At 70.1% G+C, this 22,410-nt stretch carries 17 protein-coding genes; 9 read left to right on the top strand and 8 right to left on the bottom strand.

Annotated features, from left to right (window positions below):
* Positions 1-9: 9 nt before the first annotated feature.
* On the top strand, positions 10-1,065 hold the full coding sequence (locus DDF67_RS10855; protein WP_109100912.1) for an efflux RND transporter periplasmic adaptor subunit: 1,056 nt from the start codon (positions 10-12) through the stop codon (positions 1,063-1,065).
* Complete coding sequence (locus tag DDF67_RS10850; RefSeq protein ID WP_109100911.1) at positions 1,065-4,184, top strand: efflux RND transporter permease subunit; 3,120 nt, start codon at positions 1,065-1,067, stop codon at positions 4,182-4,184. Before DDF67_RS10855 ends, DDF67_RS10850 begins: the two co-directional genes overlap by 1 nt.
* Positions 4,185-4,310: 126 nt before the next feature.
* Here the strand turns inward: DDF67_RS10850 and DDF67_RS10845 are convergent, their stop codons facing one another.
* Positions 4,311-5,255: a winged helix-turn-helix transcriptional regulator gene (locus DDF67_RS10845; RefSeq protein ID WP_109100910.1), complete on the bottom strand. Its 945-nt coding sequence runs from the start codon at positions 5,253-5,255 to the stop codon at positions 4,311-4,313.
* Positions 5,256-5,380: 125 nt separating this feature from the next.
* On the opposite strand from DDF67_RS10845, the gene DDF67_RS10840 reads away from it, so the two are divergent.
* The gene (locus tag DDF67_RS10840; protein WP_109100909.1) at positions 5,381-6,613 is read left to right on the top strand and encodes an acetyl-CoA acetyltransferase; all 1,233 of its coding nucleotides are present in this window, start codon (positions 5,381-5,383) and stop codon (positions 6,611-6,613) included.
* A 1-nt stretch (position 6,614) separates the two neighbouring features.
* Complete coding sequence (locus tag DDF67_RS10835; protein WP_109100908.1) at positions 6,615-7,397, top strand: DUF1295 domain-containing protein; 783 nt, start codon at positions 6,615-6,617, stop codon at positions 7,395-7,397.
* A 134-nt stretch (positions 7,398-7,531) separates the two neighbouring features.
* Here DDF67_RS10835 and DDF67_RS10830 read toward each other — a convergent pair whose 3' ends face one another.
* The 3 genes from DDF67_RS10830 to DDF67_RS10820 all read right to left on the bottom strand — a co-directional run bounded on the left by DDF67_RS10830 (position 7,532) and on the right by DDF67_RS10820 (position 11,813).
* Complete coding sequence (locus DDF67_RS10830; RefSeq protein WP_109100907.1) at positions 7,532-7,990, bottom strand: DUF6334 family protein; 459 nt, start codon at positions 7,988-7,990, stop codon at positions 7,532-7,534.
* Positions 7,991-8,138: 148 nt separating this feature from the next.
* A complete protein-coding gene (locus tag DDF67_RS10825) occupies positions 8,139-9,590 on the bottom strand; it encodes a carotenoid oxygenase family protein (RefSeq protein WP_109100906.1) in 1,452 nt (483 codons plus the stop codon).
* A gap of 1,146 nt (positions 9,591-10,736) precedes the next feature.
* Positions 10,737-11,813, bottom strand: a complete 1,077-nt coding sequence (locus tag DDF67_RS10820; protein ID WP_109100905.1) for a L,D-transpeptidase family protein — start codon at positions 11,811-11,813, stop codon at positions 10,737-10,739.
* A gap of 77 nt (positions 11,814-11,890) precedes the next feature.
* On the opposite strand from DDF67_RS10820, the gene DDF67_RS10815 reads away from it, so the two are divergent.
* Together DDF67_RS10815 and DDF67_RS10810 are read left to right on the top strand one after the other, a co-directional pair.
* Positions 11,891-13,009 (top strand): D-alanyl-D-alanine carboxypeptidase family protein, encoded by a 1,119-nt coding sequence (locus DDF67_RS10815; RefSeq protein ID WP_233247617.1) that lies wholly within the window; start codon positions 11,891-11,893, stop codon positions 13,007-13,009.
* A complete protein-coding gene (locus DDF67_RS10810; RefSeq protein WP_109100904.1) occupies positions 12,996-13,691 on the top strand; it encodes an arylesterase in 696 nt (231 codons plus the stop codon). Before DDF67_RS10815 ends, DDF67_RS10810 begins: the two co-directional genes overlap by 14 nt.
* Positions 13,692-13,810: 119 nt before the next feature.
* On the opposite strand, the gene DDF67_RS10805 is transcribed toward DDF67_RS10810, so the two are convergent.
* Both DDF67_RS10805 and DDF67_RS10800 read right to left on the bottom strand, forming a co-directional pair.
* Positions 13,811-14,920 carry a YeiH family protein gene (locus tag DDF67_RS10805; RefSeq protein WP_109100903.1) on the bottom strand — a complete coding sequence of 370 codons (1,110 nt, stop codon included), beginning with the start codon at positions 14,918-14,920 and terminating at the stop codon, positions 13,811-13,813.
* A gap of 82 nt (positions 14,921-15,002) precedes the next feature.
* Positions 15,003-15,608, bottom strand: a complete 606-nt coding sequence (locus tag DDF67_RS10800; protein WP_109100902.1) for a TetR/AcrR family transcriptional regulator — start codon at positions 15,606-15,608, stop codon at positions 15,003-15,005.
* A 127-nt stretch (positions 15,609-15,735) separates the two neighbouring features.
* On the opposite strand from DDF67_RS10800, the gene DDF67_RS10795 reads away from it, so the two are divergent.
* The gene (locus DDF67_RS10795) at positions 15,736-17,055 is read left to right on the top strand and encodes an oxygenase MpaB family protein (protein WP_109100901.1); all 1,320 of its coding nucleotides are present in this window, start codon (positions 15,736-15,738) and stop codon (positions 17,053-17,055) included.
* A 143-nt stretch (positions 17,056-17,198) separates the two neighbouring features.
* On the opposite strand, the gene DDF67_RS10790 is transcribed toward DDF67_RS10795, so the two are convergent.
* Together DDF67_RS10790 and DDF67_RS10785 are read right to left on the bottom strand one after the other, a co-directional pair.
* The gene (locus tag DDF67_RS10790) at positions 17,199-17,402 is read right to left on the bottom strand and encodes a hypothetical protein (protein WP_109100900.1); all 204 of its coding nucleotides are present in this window, start codon (positions 17,400-17,402) and stop codon (positions 17,199-17,201) included.
* Positions 17,403-17,490: 88 nt separating this feature from the next.
* Positions 17,491-18,132, bottom strand: a complete 642-nt coding sequence (locus DDF67_RS10785; protein WP_109100899.1) for a TetR/AcrR family transcriptional regulator — start codon at positions 18,130-18,132, stop codon at positions 17,491-17,493.
* Positions 18,133-18,256: 124 nt separating this feature from the next.
* Here DDF67_RS10785 and DDF67_RS10780 point away from each other — a divergent pair, with 124 nt between their 5' ends.
* Together DDF67_RS10780 and DDF67_RS10775 are read left to right on the top strand one after the other, a co-directional pair.
* Positions 18,257-19,321 (top strand): efflux RND transporter periplasmic adaptor subunit, encoded by a 1,065-nt coding sequence (locus tag DDF67_RS10780; protein ID WP_233247616.1) that lies wholly within the window; start codon positions 18,257-18,259, stop codon positions 19,319-19,321.
* Positions 19,318-22,392, top strand: a complete 3,075-nt coding sequence (locus tag DDF67_RS10775; protein ID WP_109100897.1) for an efflux RND transporter permease subunit — start codon at positions 19,318-19,320, stop codon at positions 22,390-22,392. The genes DDF67_RS10780 and DDF67_RS10775 overlap by 4 nt, the downstream gene beginning before the upstream one ends.
* Positions 22,393-22,410 lie beyond the last annotated feature (18 nt).

The raw sequence follows: 22,410 nt of genomic DNA, 5'->3' as shown, positions 1-22,410 counted from the left end.
ACCCAGCCCATGACGAAGACTTCCGCCCGCGCGCTCGCCCTGCTGACCGCGTCCGCCCTGGCCCTGGCCGCCTGCGGCGGCAAGAAGGACGCCGACAAGGCCGCCCCCGCCAGCCAGGCCCGCGCCGTCAGCGTCGGCCAGGTCGAGACCCGCCCGCTGGGCGGCGGCATCGAGGCCTCCGGCGTGCTGCTGGCCCGCGACGAGGCCGTGGTCGGCTCGGAGCTCTCCGGCTACCGCGTCGCCCGCATCTACGCCGACGAGGGCGACTATGTCCGCGCCGGCCAGCCGCTGGTGCAGCTGGACGCCACCCTGCTGCGCGCCCAGATCGACCAGCAGGCCGCCGTCGCCGCCCAGGCCCAGGCCGAGGCGGCCCGCGTCTCCGGCCTCGACGGCCAGGGCGTGCTCAGCCAGGAACAGATCGAGAGCCGCCGCTACACCGCCAAGGCCCAGGCCGCCTCGCTGAACGAACTGAAGACCCGCCAGAGCCGCATGACCATCGTCGCCCCGGTCGGCGGCCGGGTCATCGAGCGCGGGGTCAAGCCGGGCGAGATCTCCGGCGGCGGCACGACGCCCTGGTTCCGCATCGTCCGCGACGGCCTCGTGGAGCTGGAAGCCGACGTCAACGAACAGGACCTCGCCGGCCTGTCGATCGGCCAGCCGGCCACCGTCACCCTGCCCGGCGGCCAGCAAGTTTCCGGCGCCATCCGCCTGGTCAGCCCGCGCGTCAACGCCGACACGCGCCTCGGCAAGGTCCGCATCCGCCTGCCGGTGCGCGAGGACCTGCGGGCCGGCGGCTTCGGCAAGGCGACCTTCGGGGCCTCGGGCCAGGCGGTCACGGCCGTGCCCGAAACCGCCATCCGCTATGACGCCTCGGGCCTGTCGGTGGTCACGGTCGACGCCAACAACCGCGCCAAGCAGGTGCCGGTCCGCACCGGCCGTCGCGGCGGCGGCTGGGTCGAGCTGGTCCAGGGCCCCGCCTCCGGCACGCGCGTGATCATCGGCTCGGCCGCCTTCGCCGGCGACGGCGACCTCGTGAAGCCCCAGCCGGTCAAGGCTGCGAACTGATGTCCGAACTCCGCATCTCAGCCTGGTCGATCCGGAACCCGATCCCCGTCGCGGTCCTGTTCATCGCCCTGATCATCGCCGGCGTGGCGGCTTATCTGTCGCTGCCGGTCAAGCAGTTCCCGAACGTCACCTTCCCGGCCGTGACCGTCTCGGTCACCCAGAGCGGCGCGGCCCCCGGCGAGCTGGAGACCCAGGTCACCCGCCCCATCGAGGACGCGGTCTCCGGCATCTCCAACATCAAGACGATCCGCTCGTCGGTGACGCAGGGCGCCTCGACAACCACGATCGAGTTTGAACTCGGCGAAGACCTGCAGAAGGTCACCGACGAGGTCCGCTCCAAGGTCGACCAGGCCCGCGCCAGCCTGCCCAAGGAAATCGACGAGCCGATCGTCCAGCGGCTCGAGATCGACAGCGCCCCGATCATCACCTACGCCGTCGCGGCGCCGTCCATGAGCACGGCCGAGCTGTCGTGGTTCGTCGACGACACCGTCACCCGGGCCCTGCAGGGCGAAAAGGGCGTCGCCCAGGTGGCCCGCGTCGGCGGCGCCGAGCGCGAGATCAACGTCATCATCGACCCGGCCCGCATGGCCGCCTTCGGCGTCACCGCGCCGCAGTTGAACCAGGCCCTGGCCAATTTCAGCCTCGACGCCCCCGGCGGCCGGGCCGTGGTCGGCGGCCGCGAGCAGACCCTGCGGGTGCTCGGCGCGGCCAACACCCTGGACCAGCTCAAGCAGATCACCATCCCGGTCGGCTCGCGCTACGTGAAGCTGACCGACGTGGCCGACGTGGGCCAGGGCGCCGGCGAGGAACGCGGCTTCGCCCGTCTCGACGGCAAGCCTGTGGTGGCCTTCCAGGTCATGAAGACCCGCGAGTCCAGCGACGTCGAGGTCGAGGACCGCGTGAAGAGCGCCATCGAGACCCTTGAGCAGAAGAGCAACGGCGTCGCCTTCACCAAGATCTACTCAACGGTCGACGAGACCCGCGCCAGCTTCAAGGCCACCGAGCACACCCTGCTGGAAGGCATGCTGCTGGCCTCGCTGGTTGTGTTCCTGTTCCTGCGCGAATGGCGCGCCACCCTGATCACCGCCATCGCCATGCCGGTGTCGCTGATCCCGACCTTCGCCTTCATGGCCATGGTCGGCTTTTCGCTGAACGTCGTCACCCTGCTGGCCCTGACCCTGGTCATCGGCATCCTGGTCGACGACGCCATCGTCGAGATCGAGAACATCGAGAAACGGGTGTCCAAGGGCGAGCGGCCCTATCAGGCGGCGATGGAGGGCGCCGACGCCATCGGCCTGGCGGTCGTGGCCACCACCTTCACCATCGTCGCGGTGTTCGTGCCGGTGTCGTACATGCCCGGCATCCCCGGCCAGTTCTTCAAGGAGTTCGGCCTGACCGTCGCGGTCTCGGTGCTGTTCTCGCTGGTCGTGGCCCGCCTGCTGACCCCTCTGCTGGCGGCCTACTTCCTCAAGCCCTCGAAGAACCCCCACCCGCGCAAGCCGTTCGAGGGCCTCTATCGCAAGAGCCTCGACTGGGCGCTGGATCACCGGATCATCAGCTTCATCCTGGGCGGCCTGCTGACCGTCGGCTCGCTGGTTGGCGCCGGCTTCCTGGCCTCGATCGGCGTCCTGGCCGTCGGCTTCCAGCCGCCCGGCAACGCCAACTACTACTACATCAAGCTGCAAGGCCCGCCCGGCGCGACCGTCACCGACATGGACCGCACGGTCCAGGCCGTGACGAGGATGTTCAAGGCCCGCCCCGAGACCGAGCACGTCTTCGTCCAGGTCGGCTCCAACATCGCCAGCGGCTTTGGCGGCCAGAGCGGCGCCGACGTCCGCGACGGCACCGTCACCGTGGTGCTCAAGGGCGACCGCAAGCTGACGGTCACCGAGATCAAGCAGGAGATCCGCGCCGGCCTGCGCGACATCCCCGACGCCCGCGTCAACCTGCAGAGCGACTGGGGCGCGGCCGACATCCAGAACATCCTCACCTCCGAGGACGGCGAGGCGCTGGACAAGGCCGCCCTACAGATCGAGCGCGAGATGCGCTCGCTGAAGACGGTCGCCGACCCGCGTCCGTCCTCGCCGCCCAGCGGTCCCGAAATCGTCATCCGTCCCCGCGCCGACGAGGCCGCCCGCCTGGGCGTCAGCGTCGCCGATATCGCCGCCATCGCCCGCGTGGCCACGGTGGGCGATATCGACGCCAACGTCGCCAAGATGACCCAGGGCGAGCGCCGCATCCCGATCCGCATCCGCCTGCCCGACGGCGCGCGCTCGGACCTGGCGGCCATCGGCGCCCTGCAGGTGCCGACCGCCAGCGGCGGCGTCACCCGTCTCGACAGCGTCGCCGACATCGACTTCCAGGCCGGTCCGGCCAAGATCGACCGCTTCGGCCGCAAGCGTCAGCTGACCATCGAGGGCGACCTCAACGGCGGCGCCCAGCTGGGCCAGGCCCTGGCCGAGATCAACGAGCTGCCGTCGATGAAGAAGATGCCGGCCGGCGTCGCCCCCGCCTCGGCCGGCGACCAGGAGGCGTTCACCGAGCTGTTCAGCGGCTTCGCGGTCGCCATCCTTTCGGCGGTCGGCCTGGTGTTCGGCGTGCTGGTCCTGCTGTTCCGCAGCTTCTTCAAGCCGATCACCATCATCTCGGCCCTGCCGCTGGCCATCAGCGGCGCCCTGGTGGCCCTGGTGGTCTGCGGCCAGCCGCTGTCGATGCCGTCGCTGATCGGCTTCCTGATGCTGATGGGCTTGGCGGCCAAGAACTCGATCCTGCTGGTCGAGTACGCCATCGAGCAGGAACGCGCCGGCATGAGCCAGCGCGAGGCCCTGATCGACGCCTGCCACGAGCGGGCCCGGCCGATCGTCATGACCACCCTGGCCATGATGGCCGGCATGCTGCCCACAGCCCTTGGCCTTGGCCAGGGCTCGGAGTTCCGCCAGCCCATGGCCGTGGCCGTGATCGGCGGCCTGATCACCTCGACCATCCTGTCGCTGGTGCTGGTGCCGGTGGTCTACGAGGTCATCGACGACTTCGAGCAGTGGATCACCCCCAAGCTCTCGCGCATGACCACGCCGCGCGAAGCCCCCGGCGACACGGCCTCGCCAGTGGATCGGCTGTAACCACAAGCTCCTCCCCCGCTCGCGGGGGAGGGGGACCGCGAAGCGGTGGAGGGGGCGAGACTGGGCTCAGTGGCGGCGGCGCCCCCTCCGTCACGGCGCTGATAGCGCCGCGCCACCTCCCCCGTTTCACGGGGGAGGAGTAGTCGTCTCCGGCCCGACCACCCCGCCGCAGACCTCGCACCGCACCACCGCCTCCAGCCGCTGACCGCACGGCGCATGGGTCAGCACCTCCGGCGCGCCTTCCGGTCCCGACAGCCAGCGGTCGCCCCAGGCCATCAGCGTGACGATCAGCGGGAACAGCTCGCGCCCCTCGTCGGTCAGGCGGTACTCCCAGCGCTCGGGCCGCTCCTGGTAGCGCACGCGGTCCAGCACCCCCAGGCTCACCAGCCGCGCCAGGCGGTCGGACAGGATGTTGCTGGCCGCGCCCAGCTCGGCCTGCAGGTCGCCGAACCGGCGCAGGCCGTAGAAGCTGGCGGCCACCAGATGCGAGGTCCAGCGGTCGCCCAGCACCGCGATGGCCCGCTCGGCCACCGGCGGCGCGCCGCCCTCGCCCTCGACGATCGAGCGCCGCTGGGCGCGCGGCCTTGGCGCGGGATCCAGCCCCGCTCCCGGCCCCGGCGCCACGGTCGTGTTGCGCGCCGTCACCGCCTGCCCGCAGGCCTTGCAGGTCAACTGCGCCACCAGTTCGCAGCCGCAGGTGCGGTGCACGACGCGATGGGCCGGATCGCCCGGGGCTTCGACGACGGCGTCGGTCCGCTTCTGGTCCCAGCGCAGGATCATCAGCGCCGCGTCGAACAGGTCCAGTCCCTTGGCCGTCAGGTGATAGCCGTGCCTCACCGGCCTTTCCTGGTAGGGCCGCCGCTCCATCAGCCCCGCCGCCTCCAGCCGGCCCAGGCGGTCGGTCAGCAGCGAGCGGGCCATGCCGGTATGGGCCACGAAGCCGTCGAAGCGGCTGATGCCCCTGAACGCCGCATACAGCGCCAGCAGCGTCCAGCGGTCGCCGATCAGGGTCAGCGCCCGCGCCGCCGAACTGGCCCTGACCGTGCGGAAACTGTGGTTTTCGGGCGACATCTTCCCCTTGGTGCGAGCGTTCGCGGCCGCCTGTCAATCTTGGCCGATTGCCTCGCCTGTCTGTAGCTTTTATAACGAGACTAACAAGAGCGGGGACGGGTAATCTCGCCGGCGCGGAGGCAGCCATGGTCTACATCCTGGGGGGATGGCAGAGCGACTTCTCCGCGAACTGGTCGCGCCGGGGCTGGGGCCTGGCCGACGCGTTTGGCGAGGCGGTGGCGCAGGGACTTGCGGCCACCGACCTCGCCCCTTCCGACATCGAGACCGGCCACGTCGGCAACTTCGCCGGCGAGCTGTTCGCGGGCCAGGGCCTGCTGGGCGGCTTCTTCGGCCTGGTCCATCCTAAGCTCGACGGCCTGCCGACCATGCGCCACGAGGCCGCCTGCGCGTCTGGCAGCTGCGCCGTCCTGGCCGCCGCCGCCGAGATCGAGGCCGGCCGCTATGGCCTGTCCTGCGTGGTCGGGATCGAGCAGATGCGCAACGTTCCCGGCCAGACCGCCGCCGAGCACCTGGGCGCGGCCGCCTGGACCGGCCACGAGTTCCAGGACGCCCGCTTCCTCTGGCCCGCCGCCTTCTCCGACCTGGCCGAGGTCTATGACCAGCGCTTTGGCCTGGCTTACGAGCACCTGATGGCGATCTCGGCGCAGAACTTCGCCAACGCCCGCCGCAACCCCAACGCCCAGACCCGCGACTGGCGCTTCCCGCCCGAAGCCTTCACCGCCGACGACGTCGCCAATCCGGTGGTCGAGGGCCGCACCCGCAAGCAGGACTGCGGCCAGGTCACGGACGGAACCGCGGTGCTCTTCCTGGCCTCGCCCGAACGCGCCAGATCCTATGCCGACGCTCGGGGCGTCCCGGTCGAGAGCCTGCCCCGCATCAAGGGCTGGGGCCATCGCTCCGCCCCGATCCCGCTCGACCGCAAGCTGGCGACGAGCCGCGAAGCCAGTTCTGAGGGGGGCCACGTGTTCCCGCAGGTGCGCCGCGCCATCGACGACGCCCGCGCCCGGGCCGGAATCGCCCACCTGTCGGACATCCACGCCGTCGAGACCCACGACTGCTTCGCCATCACCCAGTACATGGCGATCGATCATCTGGGCCTGACCGCTCCGGGGCAGGCCTGGAAGGCGATCGAGGCCGGCGACACCGCCATGGGAGGGCGCTTGCCGATCAATCCTTCCGGCGGCCTGATCGGCGCAGGCCACCCGGTCGGCGCCACCGGCGTGCGCATGGCGCTCGACGCCTTCAAGCAGGTCACGGCAACGGCCGGCGACTACCAGGTGGCCGGCGCCCGCAACGTCCAGACCCTCAATATCGGCGGCTCGACCACCACCACGGTCAGCCTGGTGATCGGAACCTGACATGCTGCAGATCCTGCTCGTCGACGCCGCCGTCTCGGCCGCCGCCTTCCTGGCGCTTTGGCTGGTCTCGCTGAAGATCCGCGACGTCAGCTTCGTCGACGCCTGGTGGGGGCTGGGCATGGCGCTGATCGCCTGGACCGCCTTCCTGCAGGGCCCGCCCACGCCGCGCGGCATGCTGCTGACGGCGATCTGCACCGTCTGGGCCGTGCGCCTGGGCGGCTATCTCCTCTGGCGCTGGCGCAGGCACGGCGCCGACCGGCGCTACGTCGCCATGCTGGCCCATGCCGAGAAGGAACGCGGCTGGAGCTTCGCCAAGGCCTCTCTGCTGCTGGTCTTCTCCCTGCAGTACGTCATGCAGTTCGTCGTCGCCCTGCCGGTGCAGTTGGGCCAGGCGCCCGGGCCGCTCGGCCCGCTGGCCTTCGCCGGCGCGGCCCTGGCGGTTATCGGCATCGCCTTCGAGACCATCGGCGACGCCCAGCTCGTCGCCTTCAAGGCCGATCCCGCCAACGCCGGCAAGGTGATGGACAGGGGCCTGTGGCGCTATACCCGCCACCCCAACTACTTCGGCGACGCCTGCACCTGGTGGGGCCTGTTCCTGATCGCCGCCGAGGCCCTGCCCTGGGGCCTCGCCTCGATCGTCGGCCCGATCCTGCTGACCTTCACCCTGATCCGCTGGAGCGGCGTACCCACCACCGAGGGCCGCCTGAAGAAGACGAGGCCGGACTACGCGGCCTATGTGGCGCGGACCTCAGGGTTCGTGCCGTGGTTTCCGCGCAAGGCTTGAAGCGAAGCCGCCGACCGATCAGGCCAAGGAGCAGGTGTTGACCGAGACAGACACTCGCTGCGACGTCGATCTGATCATCCGAAGCCGGCGGCGAACCCTACTTCGGTCCAGCCCCTGAGCGGACACCGGGTAGCCTAAGGCTCAAACACCTCAGTGGCAGACGGCTGCTCGATCAGAGTCATCCGCATTACGCGCACTTCCGACGCCATTCCGAGAAAGGCTACGCTTGGAATTACACTGCCCTCGAACGACAGCACGAACAAATCCCAATAACCTTGGGAATTTAGCGCGGACCAGCACCAGCCGATTTTGCCTCCAATACAATCAGCTAGCTGTTCGATGTCGATCCACTGCCCCCCGCCGGGTTCCGCAACGTTGGTGAGCGCGACGATCAGCTCGTCAGTGTCCCTGTTTACCGTGATATGCAGACCGAGGGTCTCGCCCATCACGACCATTTCCCACCAAGTGGGCCTCGGATCGTCAGCCTCGATCTTAGCCATGATGCGGCAAGTCGATTGACCCTGGAGATCGTCGTAACGGTCGAAATCAAACCGCATGATGCCCTGGGCGCGAGGAAGTTCATCAGAGTTCATGGAAGGCTCCCGCTCTGGGTGTTTCATAGTCCACTACAAGGACTGTTTCCCACCCATCTCGAACACTAGTGGCGCCCGCACAGTGTCGGCAGCGGTGAAGGTCCAAGGTTCCTGGGCGGCGAATGATCGGAGGCGGGCTGGCCGCGATCTAGCCCCGAAGCTCTCCCCGCCCTGCCCAGACGCTGTGCGTCCCGCTGCTGATCTTGTGCGGCAATGCGATCCGGCACGCCGGCTCCATCGTCCGCGCGTCCACCACCAGGCACTCCGAGGTCCCGGCGTTCTCGTCGATGATGAAGCTGACCAGCCAGCCGTCGTCCTCGTCGGTCGCGCCCGGCCGGCCTGCGAAGGGCGCCTCGCTGGCGTAGCGGCCCTCGGGCAGCTTCAGGCTCCAGCTTTCGCCCGAAACGAGGTCGTGCTTGACGAAGCCGTCGAACAGGAACCAGCTCGGCCTGGCCGTCGTCGACCAGGCGTAGCGATAGGGCTTGCCGGCGAAGGCCTGGTTGAACATGCCAAACTCCAGCACCCGGTCGTCCAGCCGCTGCTCCACCGTTTCGCCCGTCGCCAGGTTGAACCGCCAGCGATGAAGCTTGGGCCGGAAGCTGTGCTCGTCCAGATAGGCCATCAGGTGGGCGTACTGCTCGGGCGCGCCGGACAGCGGACGCGGCGTCGGGTTCTCCTGGAAGTAGCCGTCGACCACCACCTCGTCGCCCTCCTCATAGGCGTTGAGGAAATGCAGCACATAGGTCGGCGCGGCTTCGAACCAGCGCGGCTCGCCGCCCCTGCGCGGGACGAGCGCGAAGCGCGACGGCAGGCCCTTGTGCAGGCGCACCGCGTGGATGTCGCGCTCCAGCAGGCCTGCGTCCCAGAACACCGGCAGGTCGTTGAGGATCGCCCAGTTTTGGCTGAAGGCCATGTCGTGGGGCAGGCGCGGCCCCGGCAGCGGCACGGGCTGATACAGGGTTCGCCGGCCCGAGGCGTCGACGACGCCGAAATGCATGTACGGCGCGTGCTTGGAGTAGTTGAAGAACAACAGCTCGCCGGTCGCAGGATCGACCTTGGCGTGGGCGGAAACGCCATCCAGCGGGGCCCACGAGGCCGGTCCCAGGGTCTCCAGGGTCAGCGGGTCCAGCCGATAGGCCTCGCCGCACTGGTAGAAGGTGGCGATCGCCTCGCCGGCATGGACGACGATATCGGTGCTGGCGGCATCCTTCAGGCTTCCGTGCGCGCCGAAGCCCGGCCGCAGCGACACGCCCGGCCCGTCGGCAAGCCCGCCCCAAAGGCTCTGGCCCGCCTCCTGCTCGGCCTCGAAGCCGCGGGTGCGGATGAAGCGGTTGCGATAGCGCGCCTTGCCGGCCTGGAACTCGATCTGGTGAACCATGCCGTCGCCGTCGAACGGGTGGTAGCGGCCCAGGGGCTCGTGCGCCGGGTTCTCGGTGTTGCGCAGATAGACCCCGTCCAGCTCGGCCGGGATCGCGCCCTCGAGCACGACGAGGTCCTCGGCGTCGACCTCCTCGTGCTGCGGCGTCCAGGCGCCGGTCATGTAAGGATGGTCGGTAACCCCGAGCGAGGTTCTCACCGACGGTTGGCGCGCGATCTTCATGCCGTCCTCCCCAGGCTGGCCGGGAAAGTCTAGGCCTTAAGTCTCTTTATGCAAGCAACTTTGGCGAACGCCGATTGCTGCACCGCACCCAAAAGAAAGGCCCGCGAGCCGAAGCGCGCGGGCCATTTCCTCGTGGCCCCCGAAACCGGGGACGACCGCGGCCAATTACAGGGCGGCGCGGTTCTTGTAGGCCGAAACGGCCAGAGCGATCAGGCTCAGCATGGTAGATCCAGTCATCTGTCGTCGCCGGGACCGGATTGCCCCGACGCCGGCCATATATGATGACAACGTTGTCAAATCAAGGCCGCATGCTGCGACGCAACAACGCATGGGAGATCCTCCCACTTGAAGGGAGTGGCAGCCCAGAGGGGCGAAGGGGCAGTGCCTGACGAGGCTGGCCTGAACCCGCCTCCCTCGCGCCTTTCAAAGCCCTTCCCCCTTGATGGGGGAAGGGAGAAGTGCCGGACGGGGATAGAGCAGCGTGGATCCCCGGCGTTCGCCGAAAGGTCCTGAACGCGATCAATCGCTTGCAACTTTCTCACGCGCCTGGATCAGACGCGCTGAATCCCGCCGCATAATCATTGGGTCCCGTCGCAGGGAGAGGGCGCAAGGATCCGGCCCAAAGCGGCGACGTGGATGCGATCGAGCGGGGTTTCCTGGAGTCGCGAGAGCGGGACCGGGCGACTTAATCAGAGGGCGGGGGACGTAAACCCGCCTATCGGGAGCTTGCCTGACTAGGCTCCCGCCCGCCCAAGAGTCCGCGCCATACGCGCCTCCTGGCCGCCATGAAACGGGGAGCTTGCGCGATGGAAGGGGCACAGGGCGGAAAAGGCCCGCGCGCCCCGGCCTGAGGAATAACGATCGCGCGGGGCGTTCTGCTTCGTCGAAACGGTATTCAAATCACACATCCGGGCGAGGCCCGGACGCCCCGCGCCCTCTCCATCAGCTCAGCGGCTTGCCGCGTGAGGCCAAAGTCGCGCGCCCAAGATCCTCCCCCTGAAGGGGGAGGTGGCCCGAAGGGCCGGAGGGGGAAGTTCCTGATGAGGTCAGTGCGCCATCAAAGGCGGCAGTCCCTTCCCCCTCAGTCGCTCCGCGACAGCTCCCCCTTCAGGGGGAGCATCTGTAGGAACGGGCCGCAGGCGGGTCTCAAGCCCCCCTCGCCTCCTCGCCCATGAACACCACCTTGGCCCCCTTCTCCACCGCCTTGCCCAGTTGGGCCGCGTCCCAGTTGGTCAGGCGCACGCAGCCGTGCGAGGCGCGCTTGTTGACCAGCTTGGGGTCGGGCGTGCCGTGGATGCCGTAGGTGTCCTTGGTCAGGTCGATCCAGGTGCCGCCGACCGGATTGTTGGGCCCGGCCTTGATGGTCAGCTTGCCCTTGGGCTTGCCGAAGGTCAGCCGCGAGGGATCGTAGGTGTAGGTCGGACGCGGCGCGACGGTGTTGACCGCCAGCTCGCCGCTCGGGGCCGGGCGCTCGGTGCTGCCCACCGTGGCCGGATAGACCGCCTGCAGCACGTCCTGGGCGTCGAAGGCTCGCACCTGGCCGATCGTCTTGTCGATCTCGATCCGCGTCACCCGGGCGGGCAACTCGGCCGGTCCCAGCGCGGCGACGACGATCCGCGAGCCGGCCTTGGTGAAGTCGGCCCCGGGGTTCAGGGCCTGCAGCAGCGCCTCGTCCATGTGGAAGCGTTCGGCCAGGGCCTCCAGCGGGCTCGTATAGGAAAGGGCCGGCAGCTTGGCCATCGCCTCGTAGTCGTCCTTGGGGATCGCCTTGACGAACGGTCCCTTCACGTCGTCCGCCGTGATCACGTAGTCGGTCAGCACCGGCCCGCCGTCGGCCTCGATCAACGCCTTCCAGAGGTCCGGCGTCACCTGGCCGTCCACCGTCAGGCCGCGGGCCTGCTGGAAGGCCTCGATGGCCAGACGCAGGTTCGTGCCGGTCACCCCGTCGATCGAGCCGGGCGAGAAGCGGGCGCGGTCGAGCAGCACCTGCACCCGCACGAGCGACGGCGCGATCATCGACGGATCGGCCGGCGGGGCGTCCTGCGGCCCGGCCGTCTCCACCGCCTGGGCCAGCGGCGAGCGACCGTTGGCGACCGGGGCGACCTTCTGCTGCGGAGCTGCCGCCGGCGGCGGCGCCTCGGCCTTGTCCTCGCCCTTCGAACAGGCGGCCGCGGCCAGGGCGCATCCGGCCATCAGGGCCGCGAGACGGAAGGTCGAAGGCATCGCATACTCCACGCACGAGGAACGTCTTGCCGTTCTCAAGCCTTGAGCCATGGCGAAGTTCCAGAAGGCGGGTGCGCTTGAGCAGGAAGTGGCGGAGGGGGACGAAGGAACGGCGGCGCGGCCGGCGGCTGGGGCTGGCCCTGCTCGTCCTGCTGCTGGCGGGCTGCGCCGGCGTCGGGGTCTGGCTGGCCTGGCCGACCGGCGCCCCGCCCGCCGATCCGCCCACGGGCGATGAAACCGCCGCTATCGAGCCCGCCACGCAATACGTGCCCTCCAACGATCCGCCGTCGGCGCCGCTGTCGCCCCTGCCGCCCGACGAGACCTGCGAGGCCGCCGCCCCGATCGGGGCCGCCGAATCCAACGCCGCCAGCCTCAACACCCTGTCCTGGGCGCCGTTCGGCCGGGCCGAGACTGGCTGGGCCATCTACGCCCCGCGCATCGGCGCCGAGCTGGCCACCGCCTGCGGGCCGGGCACGACCCGCTTCGCCGCCGCCCTCGCCCGCTGGCAGGCGGGCCAGCGCCTTGCGCAGACCGGCGTGCTCGACCAGGCGACCTTCGACGTCATGAAGACCCGCTGGACCCTGGCCCGCCCCTTTGCGGCCATCAATGCAAGGGGCGAATGCCCCAACGCCCCCGCCGTCGCCAGCCTGTCGACGGCCAGGACCGAGGAAGCCTACGGCGGCAAGACGATCCAGCTGCGCCCCGGCGCGCTGGAGGCCTATCGCCGGATGGTCGAGGCGGCGCGGAAGGACGGCGTCGTCACCGACCGCGACCCGCGCGTGCTGACCATCTTCTCGGCCTTCCGCGATCCCGCCGCCGACGCCGCCCGCTGCGCCCGCGACAACAACTGCCAGGGCGTCACCCGCACCATCTGCTCGGCCCACCGCACGGGCCTGGCCATGGACGTCTATATCGCCGCCGCCCCCGGCCACGGCCCCGACTCCAGCGCCGACGACAACCGCCGCGCCATGGCCCGCTCGGACGTCTATCGCTGGATGGTGCGCAACGCCGGCCGCTTCGGCTTCGTCAACTACGTGTTCGAGCCCTGGCATTGGGAGTGGACCGGCGAGCCGCCCCTGCCCGGCGTGCCGATCTCAAGCCTTCCTCAAGAAGGATCACAACCGCTCGATCAGGGGGCGGCCGCGCCTCAACCCGGCCTGAAAGGCTTACTACCTAGGAAGAATGAAGTTCGCTGACGCACATATCCTGAAGGACTCGAACTGGGGCCGGCGCGAGATCCTGGCCGGCCTCTTCGCCCTCCCCGCCGGCTCGGTGCTCGCCGCGCCGCGCGTGGTCGCCCCGCCGCGTCCGCCGGTCGTCACCGTGCTGGGCGACTCGATCACCGCCGGCCTCGGCGTGCGCCAGGGCGAGGCCATGCCTGCCCGCCTGCAGGCGGCGCTGGCCGCACGCGGCGTCAACGTCCAGGTCCGCGCCGCAGGCCGCAACGGCGACACCAGCGCCGGCGGCCTCTCGCGCCTCGAAGGCGCGCTGGGGGCCGACACCGCCGTCTGCGTCGTCGCCCTGGGCGGCAACGACCTGCTGCAAGGCCTGCGGCCCGAGGCGACGCGGGCCAACCTGCGCGCCATCCTCACCCGCCTGCGCGAGCGCCGGATTCCCGCCGCCATCGCCGGCATCAACGCTCCGGCCCTGCTGGGCGCCGACTACGCCCGCCGCTTCAACGCCGTCTACACCGACCTAGCCCGCGACTTCGCCGCTCCCCTGCTGCCCAACCTCTTGGCCGGCATAGGCGGCTCGCGCCGCTACATGCAGAGCGACGGCATCCATCCCAACGCCGAAGGCGCCCGCGTGATCGCCGCCAACCTTGCGCCGGTCGTGGCCCAGGCGCTCGCGCGGACGACGCAGGTGGCGGTCAGATAGATGCTCCCCCTGAAGGGGGAGCTGTCGCGGAGCGACTGAGGGGGAAGTGATAGCGGCATGTCAGCAGCCGCTTCCCCCTCCGGCCCTTCGGGCCACCTCCCCCTTCAGGGGGAGGATCTTCACAGAAACCACTCCACCGCCACCAGCACGACCCCGGCGATCCACGCTGTCTCGACCACCATCAGCACCACGGGCCGCCAGCCGGCGGTCATCACGTCCTTGAACGAGGTCTTCATGCCCAGGCCAGCAATGGCCGTGACCAGGCACCAGCGGCTGACCTCCGTCGCCGCGTCGGCGCCGGCCTTGGGCAGCCATCCCAGGCTGTTGACCGCCACCAGCGCGGCGAAGGCCACCAGGAAGAGCGGCAGCTGGGGCTTGGCTCCCCCGCTCCCGCCCGGCAGCATCCGCGCCGCCAGGAAGGCGATGGCGAACACCACGGGCAGCAACATCGAGACGCGCAGCAGCTTCACATAGGTGGCCACGTCGCCGGTGTGCGGCGAGATCATGTAGCCGGCTCCGACCACCTGGGCGACGTCGTGGATCGTGCCGCCGAGGAACACCCCGGCCTTGGTCTGGTCGAGATGCAGCGCCGCCGTCAGCAGCGGATAGGTGATCATGGCGATGGTCGACAGCGCCGTGACCACCACCACGGTCAGGATGGTGTCGCGCTCGCCGTGCTTGTCGCGCGGCAGCACCGAGGCGATGGCCAGGGCCGCGGAAGCGCCGCAGATGCCGACCGCCCCGCCCGACAGCACCCCGAAGCCCTGGCGCAGTCCCAGCCGCTTCGAAAGGAACGCGCCCAGCAGGATCGTCGAGACCACCGCGATGACCACCGTAACGATCGGCGTGATCCCGAGGCTCAGGATCTGTCCGGCGGTGATCCGTGCGCCCAGCAGCGCCACGCCGAACCGCAGAATGGCCTTGGACGAGAACTCGATCCCCGGGATGCAGCGGCCTTCCTGGTGCAGGAAGTGGAAGGTCATGCCCAGCAGCAAGGCGAACAGCATGACCGGCGCGCCGTAGTGCTGGGCCAGCCAGGTCGAGGCCAGGGCGATGGTGCCCGCCACCAGCACGCCGGGATAGAGCTTGACCAGCGCCGCCTGGCCGGGGAACCGCTCCTTGCCCTTCTGCACCGGGGCCGGCTCGGGCCGGCTCAGCCCCTCCATGCCCTCCAGCGACTGGAACAGCGCCCGCGCGGCGGCCGCGTCGGTGTCGAGATCGGAATGCATCGCCAGGCCCTTTGACGAGTCGCCATGCCGACGACGCCCTCCGTCTGGACCCGGAGCGCAAGCCGCACAAGGCCCTCCCCCTTCAGGGGGAGGGTCTACGCAAGGCCGCCAGCGCCGAGATGTAGGCCTCCATCAGCCGCACCAGCTCGTCCTCCAGCGCCTGGGGGTCCAGCGCCAGCCCCGGCTCGGCGGCGGCCGCGCGCAACAGGCCGACGGCGGCGTGGGTCAGGACGAAGGCCGACTCCGGGGTCAGGTCGATCTGCAGCCTGGCCTTGCCGGCGATCGAGGCCAGGAAGGCCTGATGATGCTCTTCCAGCACCGCATCGCCGCGATGGAACATGGCCCCCAGCAGCGCCTGGCGCGTGGCCGGCGAGCCCTCGAAGCCGTTCATCAGCGCCCGCACGATCGGCCGCACGCTGCCCAGGTCCGGCCGTTCGATCAGGGTCTCAGCGATCGCGTCGCGCACCGCGCTGGTGCGCCGCTGGGCCAGGGCCGCCAGGATGTCCTGCTTGTCGGCGAAGTACTGGTAGACCGTACCGACGCTGACCCCAGCCCGCTCGGCCACGTGATTGGTGGTCAGGCGCTCGGGGCCGCCGCTCTCCAGAAGCTGAAAGGCCGCGTCGAGAATGGCGTCGACCGTGACCTGCGCCCGTCCCTGCGACGGCGATCTCCGTTTCTTTTCAGTCACTTCCCATCGCCCTCCATGCGCTGGCGCCCGCGAATGACAAGGCGAGTAGGAACATGAGCAATGCTTACATACGCTCAAGGACGAGAATAGGTCCCCTCCCTTGGGGAGCGGACCGGAAGGAGCCCAGATGATCCGTCCCATCGACGAAGTCCGCGCCCGCGTCGCCTCGCAGAAGACCCTGCTGCCGGGCTTCTACGGCAAGATCGATTTCGACCGCACGCCCGAGCGCTTCACCGAAGACCCCAGCTTCGCCGTCGCCCGCGACCGCAAGCCCCTCGGCGTGTCGGTCAGCCAGGACGACCTGGACCGCGTGCGGGCCTACACCATGCTGGGCGACATCGTCGCCGACGCCTACGCCGCCCTGATCCCGCAGTACGGCTTTCGCCGGCTCATCGACATGCTCGTCACCGCCTGCGAGCGCGGGATCGAGGCCGTGGCCGACGCCCCGCCCGAGCTGGCCGCCTTCGTCGCCGAGATGGAGGCCACGCCCGACTGGATCGACATGGACCTGGTGCGCGAGGGCCAGCGTCTGGACCGCAACGCCGCCGCCCACCTTGGCCCCTTCGCCATCCGCGGCGCGTTCGTCGCCACCTTCCTCAACAAGTATTCCGCCCTGCCGATGGCCCTGACCGGGACGCTGGGCGCCGAGACCGCCGCCAAGCGGGTCAACGAGACGGCCGCCTTCTTCACCACCACCCTACTGCCGGGCGCGCTTGACCGCCACGGCGAGGGCTTCAAGGCGGCGGCCATGGTGCGGCTGATGCACTCGATGGTGCGGTTCAACGCCCTGCGCTCGGGCCGCTGGAACGCGGAAGTCTACGGCGTGCCGATCCCGCAGGTCGACCAGATGCCGGCCGGCCTGATCCCCATCTTCCTGATGTCGTTCCAGATGCTGCGCCAGGGCCGCCGCCGCTTCACCCCGGCCGAGCGCGCCAAGGTCGAGCTGGCCCGCTATCGCTGCTTCCTGCTGGGCCTACCGCAAGACCTGCTGGCCGATACACCCGAGGGGATCGTGCGGATGATGACGGCCCGCGACAGCACGCTGCGCCGGGGCTTCGACGACGAGACCTGCGGCGCGCTGATCCGCGCCACGCTCGACGCCTACCTGCCGCCCGACGAGAGCCCCGCCAACCGCCTGCACGACCGCATCGAGCGCCGCTTCGCCAAGGCCTTCTTCCTGCGCCACTTCATGCGCGGCGACCGGGCGCGGGCGGCGACCATGGGCATCGACGTGACCCCGGCCGACGAGGCGACCTTCATCGTCGTGGCGCTGCTGGTGACGCTGCAGATGAAGGCCTTCGATCTGGCCGACCGCCTGCCGGTGCTGCGCGAGGTCGCCGACGCGGCGATGATCCGCCGGATCCGGGCCCTGCTGAAGCGCTACGGCCACGCCGAATTCACGACGGACGCGGCCAACTACCGACCGACCAACGCGAAGGCGGCTTAGCGATCCCCCCCTCCGGGGGAGGTGGCCCGGAGGGCCGGAGGGGGGGACGTTTTCAGCTGACGATGCCTTGGCCGGCTTCGCAACCCCTTCCCCCGCCGATCGCTACGCGATCGCCTCCCTCACAGGGGGAGGTTCCTCGGACCTCAGTCCGCGTCGTCGAAATCCTCTTCGCCCGACGTCTCTTCCTCGCCCGTCAGGGCGGTGTCGAGGCTGTCGATGATCTCGTCCATCTGTTCCGACGTGATCGAGACGTAGATGGCCTCGCCGCCGACGGCCGAGACCAGCAGGCGGTAGCCGTCTTCGGTCTCCTGCAGGGAGAAGGTTTCCAGGGGCTGCAGCTTGGCCATGGGCGGCGTCTTTCGTCTGGGGAATGCGAGGCGCGGATGTAGGCTCCCAGCGCCTTCAGTTCAACGCACGTCCTTCATCCCGTGCCGTTCAGGCCACGCCCTTCAATGCCCCGCGCCGCAGCAGCGAGATGTGGCAGGCGATCAGCACCTCGCGCTCCACCCACGGGAAGTCGGCCCGGGCGATCAGCAGCGACACCAGGCCATGCAGGCCCGCCCACAGGGTCTGGGTCATGCGCTGGACGTCGTCGTCGTGGGTGAGACCCGCGTCGCGCATTTCGCCCACGATCTCGGCGAAGCGCTGGAAGGCGCCGATGCCGGCCATCATCGGCCTGTCGCCGACCCGCTCCTTGTAGGTCCCGTCCAGTCCCTTCTCGACCATGAAGGCCACGCGGTAGGCGTCGGGGTTCTGCAGGCCGAAGTCGACATAGACCCGCAGGGCCTTTTCGAAGCATTCGGCCGTCGGCCTGAAATCGGCCCGGGCGGCCTCCATGCGTTCGACCAGTATGGCGAAGGCGCGGATGCACAGCTCGGCGGTGATGTCGTCCTTGGTGGCGAAATAGGCGTAGAGCGCCGGCTGTGAGATGCCCACCATCTCGGCGATCTGACGGGTCGAGACGGTGTGCAGACCCTTGGAGCTGAACAGCTTCAGCGCCGCATCCAGAATCTCCTCACGGCGCTCGGCGCCTTGGCCCTTAGGCTTGCGGGGGGAACGGATCTTCAACGCGGTCATCGTCCCTCCTTTCCGTGTTCGGTCCGCCTTGACAACCCACAATAATCGATCAGTGATAACTTATCACCGATCAATGATGGGGGCGAGGGCAATGGACGGGGCGCGTGCTGGTTATGGAGGCGTCGTGCTGCTGACGGCGCTGGCCCTGGGCGGCGGCCTGTTGCTGGTCGCGTGCGGCGGCAAGGCGCAGACCCCGCAGGCCGCCCCGCCCCCGGCCGTCGAGGCCGTCACCGTCGGCGCGCCGGACGCGGCCTCCGAACTGACCGGCTCGGGCGCGTTGCAGCGTCGCCGCGAGATGGCGCTGTCGTTCCGCATCCCCGGCGTGCTGACTCGCATGAACGTCGAATCCGGCGACACGGTCCGGGCCGGCCAGCTCCTGGCCGCCATCGATCCGGCCGGGGTCGACGCCCGCCAGGCCCAGGCCGCCGCCGACCTGGAGCGCGCCCGCCGCGACGCCGACCGGGCCCGGAAGCTCTACTCCACCGGCTTCGTGGCCAAGGCCCGGCTGGACGACGCGGAAAGCGCGCTGAAAGCGGCCCAGGCCGCTCACGCGGGCGCTGCCTTCGACCGGCGCTGGGCCGCGCTGTCCTCGCCCGTCTCCGGCGTGGTGCTGGTCCGCACGGCCCAGGCCGGCGAGGTGGTGGCGGCCGGCCAGACGGTGCTGACGGTCGCCGACCTCTCCAGCCCGCTCGTCCTGCGCCTGCCGCTGCCAGCGCGCGATGCGGCGCGGGTGAAGGTCGGCTCCAGCGCCGCCGTCACCGCCGACGCCCTGCCCGGCCAGACCCTGACCGGCGTCGTCACGCGCCTGGGCCAGGCGGCCGACGCCCGCACCGGCGCGGTGAGCGTCGAGATCGAGGTCCAGGCCCCGCCCGGACTGAAGAGCGGCCAGATCGCCGCCGCCCGTCTGCAAGCGCCCGCCGCCCAGACCGCCGCCCGCGCCGGGTTCGTCCGCATCCCGGCCGAAGCCCTGCTGGAAGCCTCGGGCGACAAGGCGGCCGTGCTGCGCCTGGACGGGGCGACGGCCCGCCGCGTCAACGTCCGCTTCGGCGGCTTCGACGGCGACGACGCCCTGGTGGCGGGCCTAGCGGCCGGAACCCGGGTGATCACCGCCGGCGCCGGCTTCGTCTCCGACGGCGAGAAGGTGGCCGTGGTCGATCCGCGCGCCCTGGCCAGGGTCGCCGCCCGATGAGCCTAGACCTCGCCGCCTTCGCCGTCCGGCGTTGGCAGTTCACCATCGTCGCCTTCGGCCTGCTGGTCATGCTGGGCGTCAACGCCCTGCTGACCGTGCCGCGGTCGGAGGACCCGCACTTCCCGATCCCCATCGTCATTGTCCGCGCCGTTCTGCCCGGAGCCGAGCCGGCCGAGATGGAGCAGCTGGTCGCCGACCCGATCGAGACGGCGGTCTATGGTCTCGACAATATCGACAAGGTCGAGAGCACCAGCCTCGACGGCGCGGCGATCGTGCGGGTGTTCTTCACCTGGGACGTCGATCCCGAGCGCAAGTTCGACCAGGTGGTTCGCGAGGTGAACGCCATCCGCGGCAGCCTGCCCGCTGGCCTGCAGCGTCTCGACATCGAGCGCGTGCGCACCACCGAGGTCGCCATCGTCCAGGTCGCCCTGGTCAGCGACAGCCTGCCCATGCGCCGGCTGGAGAAGGCCGCCGACCGCCTGTCCGAACGCCTCGACCGCGTGCCGGGCGTGCGCCAGACCCGCTATTACGGCGCCCCGGCCTCTGAGGTGCGGGTGTCGCTGGATCTGGCTCGACTGTCGGCCCTGAAGCTGCCGGCCTCCGCGGTCGCCGACGCCCTGCGCGCGGCGGGGGCCGAGGCCCCGATCGGCGCGGTCCAGGCCGGCACCCGGCGCTTCAACGTCAAGTCCGGCGGAGCCTTCCGCTCGCTGGACGCCGTCAAGGACACTCCCGTCCGCTCGATCGGCGGCCAGGTGGTGCGGGTGCGCGACGTCGCCGAGGTGGCCTGGGCCCAGGAGGAGCCGACCCACGTCGCCCGCTTCGACGGCAAGCGGGCGGTGTTCATCGCCGTCACCCAGAAGGACGGCCAGGACGTAGGCAAGATCACCAAGGCCGTCGAGGCCGTACTCGACGACTATGAAAGGGCGCTGCCGGCCGGGGTCAAGCTGGAGCGCGGCTTCGTCCAGGCCCGCAATGTCGAGCACCGGCTGAACAACCTGCTGCGCGACTTCGGTCTGGCCCTAGTGCTGGTGCTGATCACCCTGCTGCCGCTGGGTCCGCGCGCTGGTCTGGTGGTGATGGTCTCGATCCCGCTCAGCCTGCTGATCGGCCTGTCTCTGATCCAGGCCTTCGGCTTCACCCTGAACCAGCTGTCGATCGCCGGCTTCGTGCTGGCGCTGGGCCTGCTGGTCGACGACAGCATCGTCATCACCGAGAACATCGCCCGCAGAATTCGGGAAGGCGAGGAGCGCACGGCCGCGGCGATCAACGGCTCGGGCCAGATCGCCCTGGCGGTGATCGGCTGTACGGCCACCCTGATGCTGGCCTTCCTGCCGCTGATGGCCCTGCCGGCCGGCTCGGGCGCCTACATCCGCTCGTTGCCGGTGACGGTGCTATGCACGGTGGGCGCGTCGCTGCTGGTGTCGTTGACCATCATCCCCTTCCTGGCCAGCCGAGTGCTGGACAAGCATTCCGACCCCGAGGGCAACCGCCTGCTGCAGGCGGTCAATCGCGTCATCCACACCGTCTACCGCCCCGTTCTGCACCACGCCCTGGCGCGGCCGTGGCTCGCGCTGGCCCTGATGCTGGCGCTCTGCGCCACGGCGGTTCCAATGCTGCAGGCGGCCGGCTCCAGCCTGTTCCCGGCGGCCGAGACCCCGCAGTTCCTGGTGCGGGTGGTCACCCCCGACGGCTCGTCCCTGGCCCGCACCGACGCGGCCCTGCGCTATGTCGACCAGCGGCTGGCCAGGGAGCCGGAGGTGATCTGGCGCGCCGCCAATCTGGGGCGCGGCAATCCGCAGGTGTTCTACAACCAGTCCCAGCGCGAGAGCGCGGTGACCTATGGCGAGATGTTCGTCAGCCTCAAGCGCTGGGAGCCGGGCAAGAGCGAGAAGCTGCTCGACCGCCTTCGCGCCGACTTCGCCCGCTATCCCGGCGCGCGGATCAGCGTCGAGGTGTTCGAGAACGGTCCGCCGATCGAAGCGCCCGTGGCCGTGCGCATCACCGGCCGCAATCTGGAGGTGCTCAAAGCCCTGGCCGTGCGCGCCGAGGCGGTGCTCAAGGCCACGCCGGGCACGCGCGACGTGGGCAATCCGGTGCGGCTGGATCGCACCGACCTTGATCTCGGCATAGACGAGGCCAAGGCTGCGGCCCTGGGCGTGCCGGCCGGAGCGGCCCGTCGCGTGGCCCGCCTGTCGCTGTCGGGCGAGGAGACCGGCCGCTTCCGCGACGCCGACGGCGACGACTATGCGGTGAAGGTGCGCCTGCCCATGCAGCAGGTCGACGGCGCCGACCGCAACGCCCTGTCGGCCCTGTCAGGCGTCTATGTGCCCACCGCCGAGGGCGAGGCCGCGCCGCTGTCGGCCATCGCCACGCCCAGCCTCAAGTCCAGCCCCGCCCGCATCGACCGCTTCGACCGCGAGCGGACGGTGACGGTCACCGCCTTCGTCCGCACCGGCTACCTGACCGACAACGTCACCAAGGAGGTTCTGGCCAGGCTGCAGAAGGCGCTGCCCATGCCGCCCGGCTACGCCCTCACCCTGGGCGGCCAGGCCGAGGCCCAGTCGGAAAGCTTCGCTGGCTTGGGCGCGGCGGTGATGGTGGCGGTGTTCGGGATCCTGGCGGTGCTCGTCCTGGAGTTCCGCAAGTTCAAGACCGCCCTCGTCGTGGCCGGCATCATCCCGTTCGGGGTGTTCGGCGCGGCCGCGGCCTTGTGGCTGACCGGCAATTCGCTGTCGTTCACGGCGACCATCGGCCTGATCGCGCTGATCGGCATCGAGATCAAGAACTCGATCCTGCTGGTCGACTTCACCGAGCAGCTTCGTCGCGAAGGCATGAACCTGCACGACGCCATCGAGAAGGCCGGCGAGGTGCGCTTCCTGCCGGTGCTGCTGACCTCGGCCACGGCGATCGGCGGGCTGCTGCCGCTGGCGCTGGAACGCTCGGGTCTCTACTCGCCGCTGGCCATCGCCATCATCGGCGGCCTGGTGACCTCGACCGTGCTGTCGCGGGTGGCGACGCCGGTGATGTACTGGCTGACGGCGCGAGGCGAGAAAGAGAGCGCGGCCGCCTGACGGCGCGCCTCGTGTCCG

This window comes from Caulobacter endophyticus, assembly GCF_003116815.1.
GTDB lineage: Bacteria > Pseudomonadota > Alphaproteobacteria > Caulobacterales > Caulobacteraceae > Caulobacter > Caulobacter endophyticus.
This window is presented reverse-complemented; position numbering and strand designations above follow the sequence as displayed.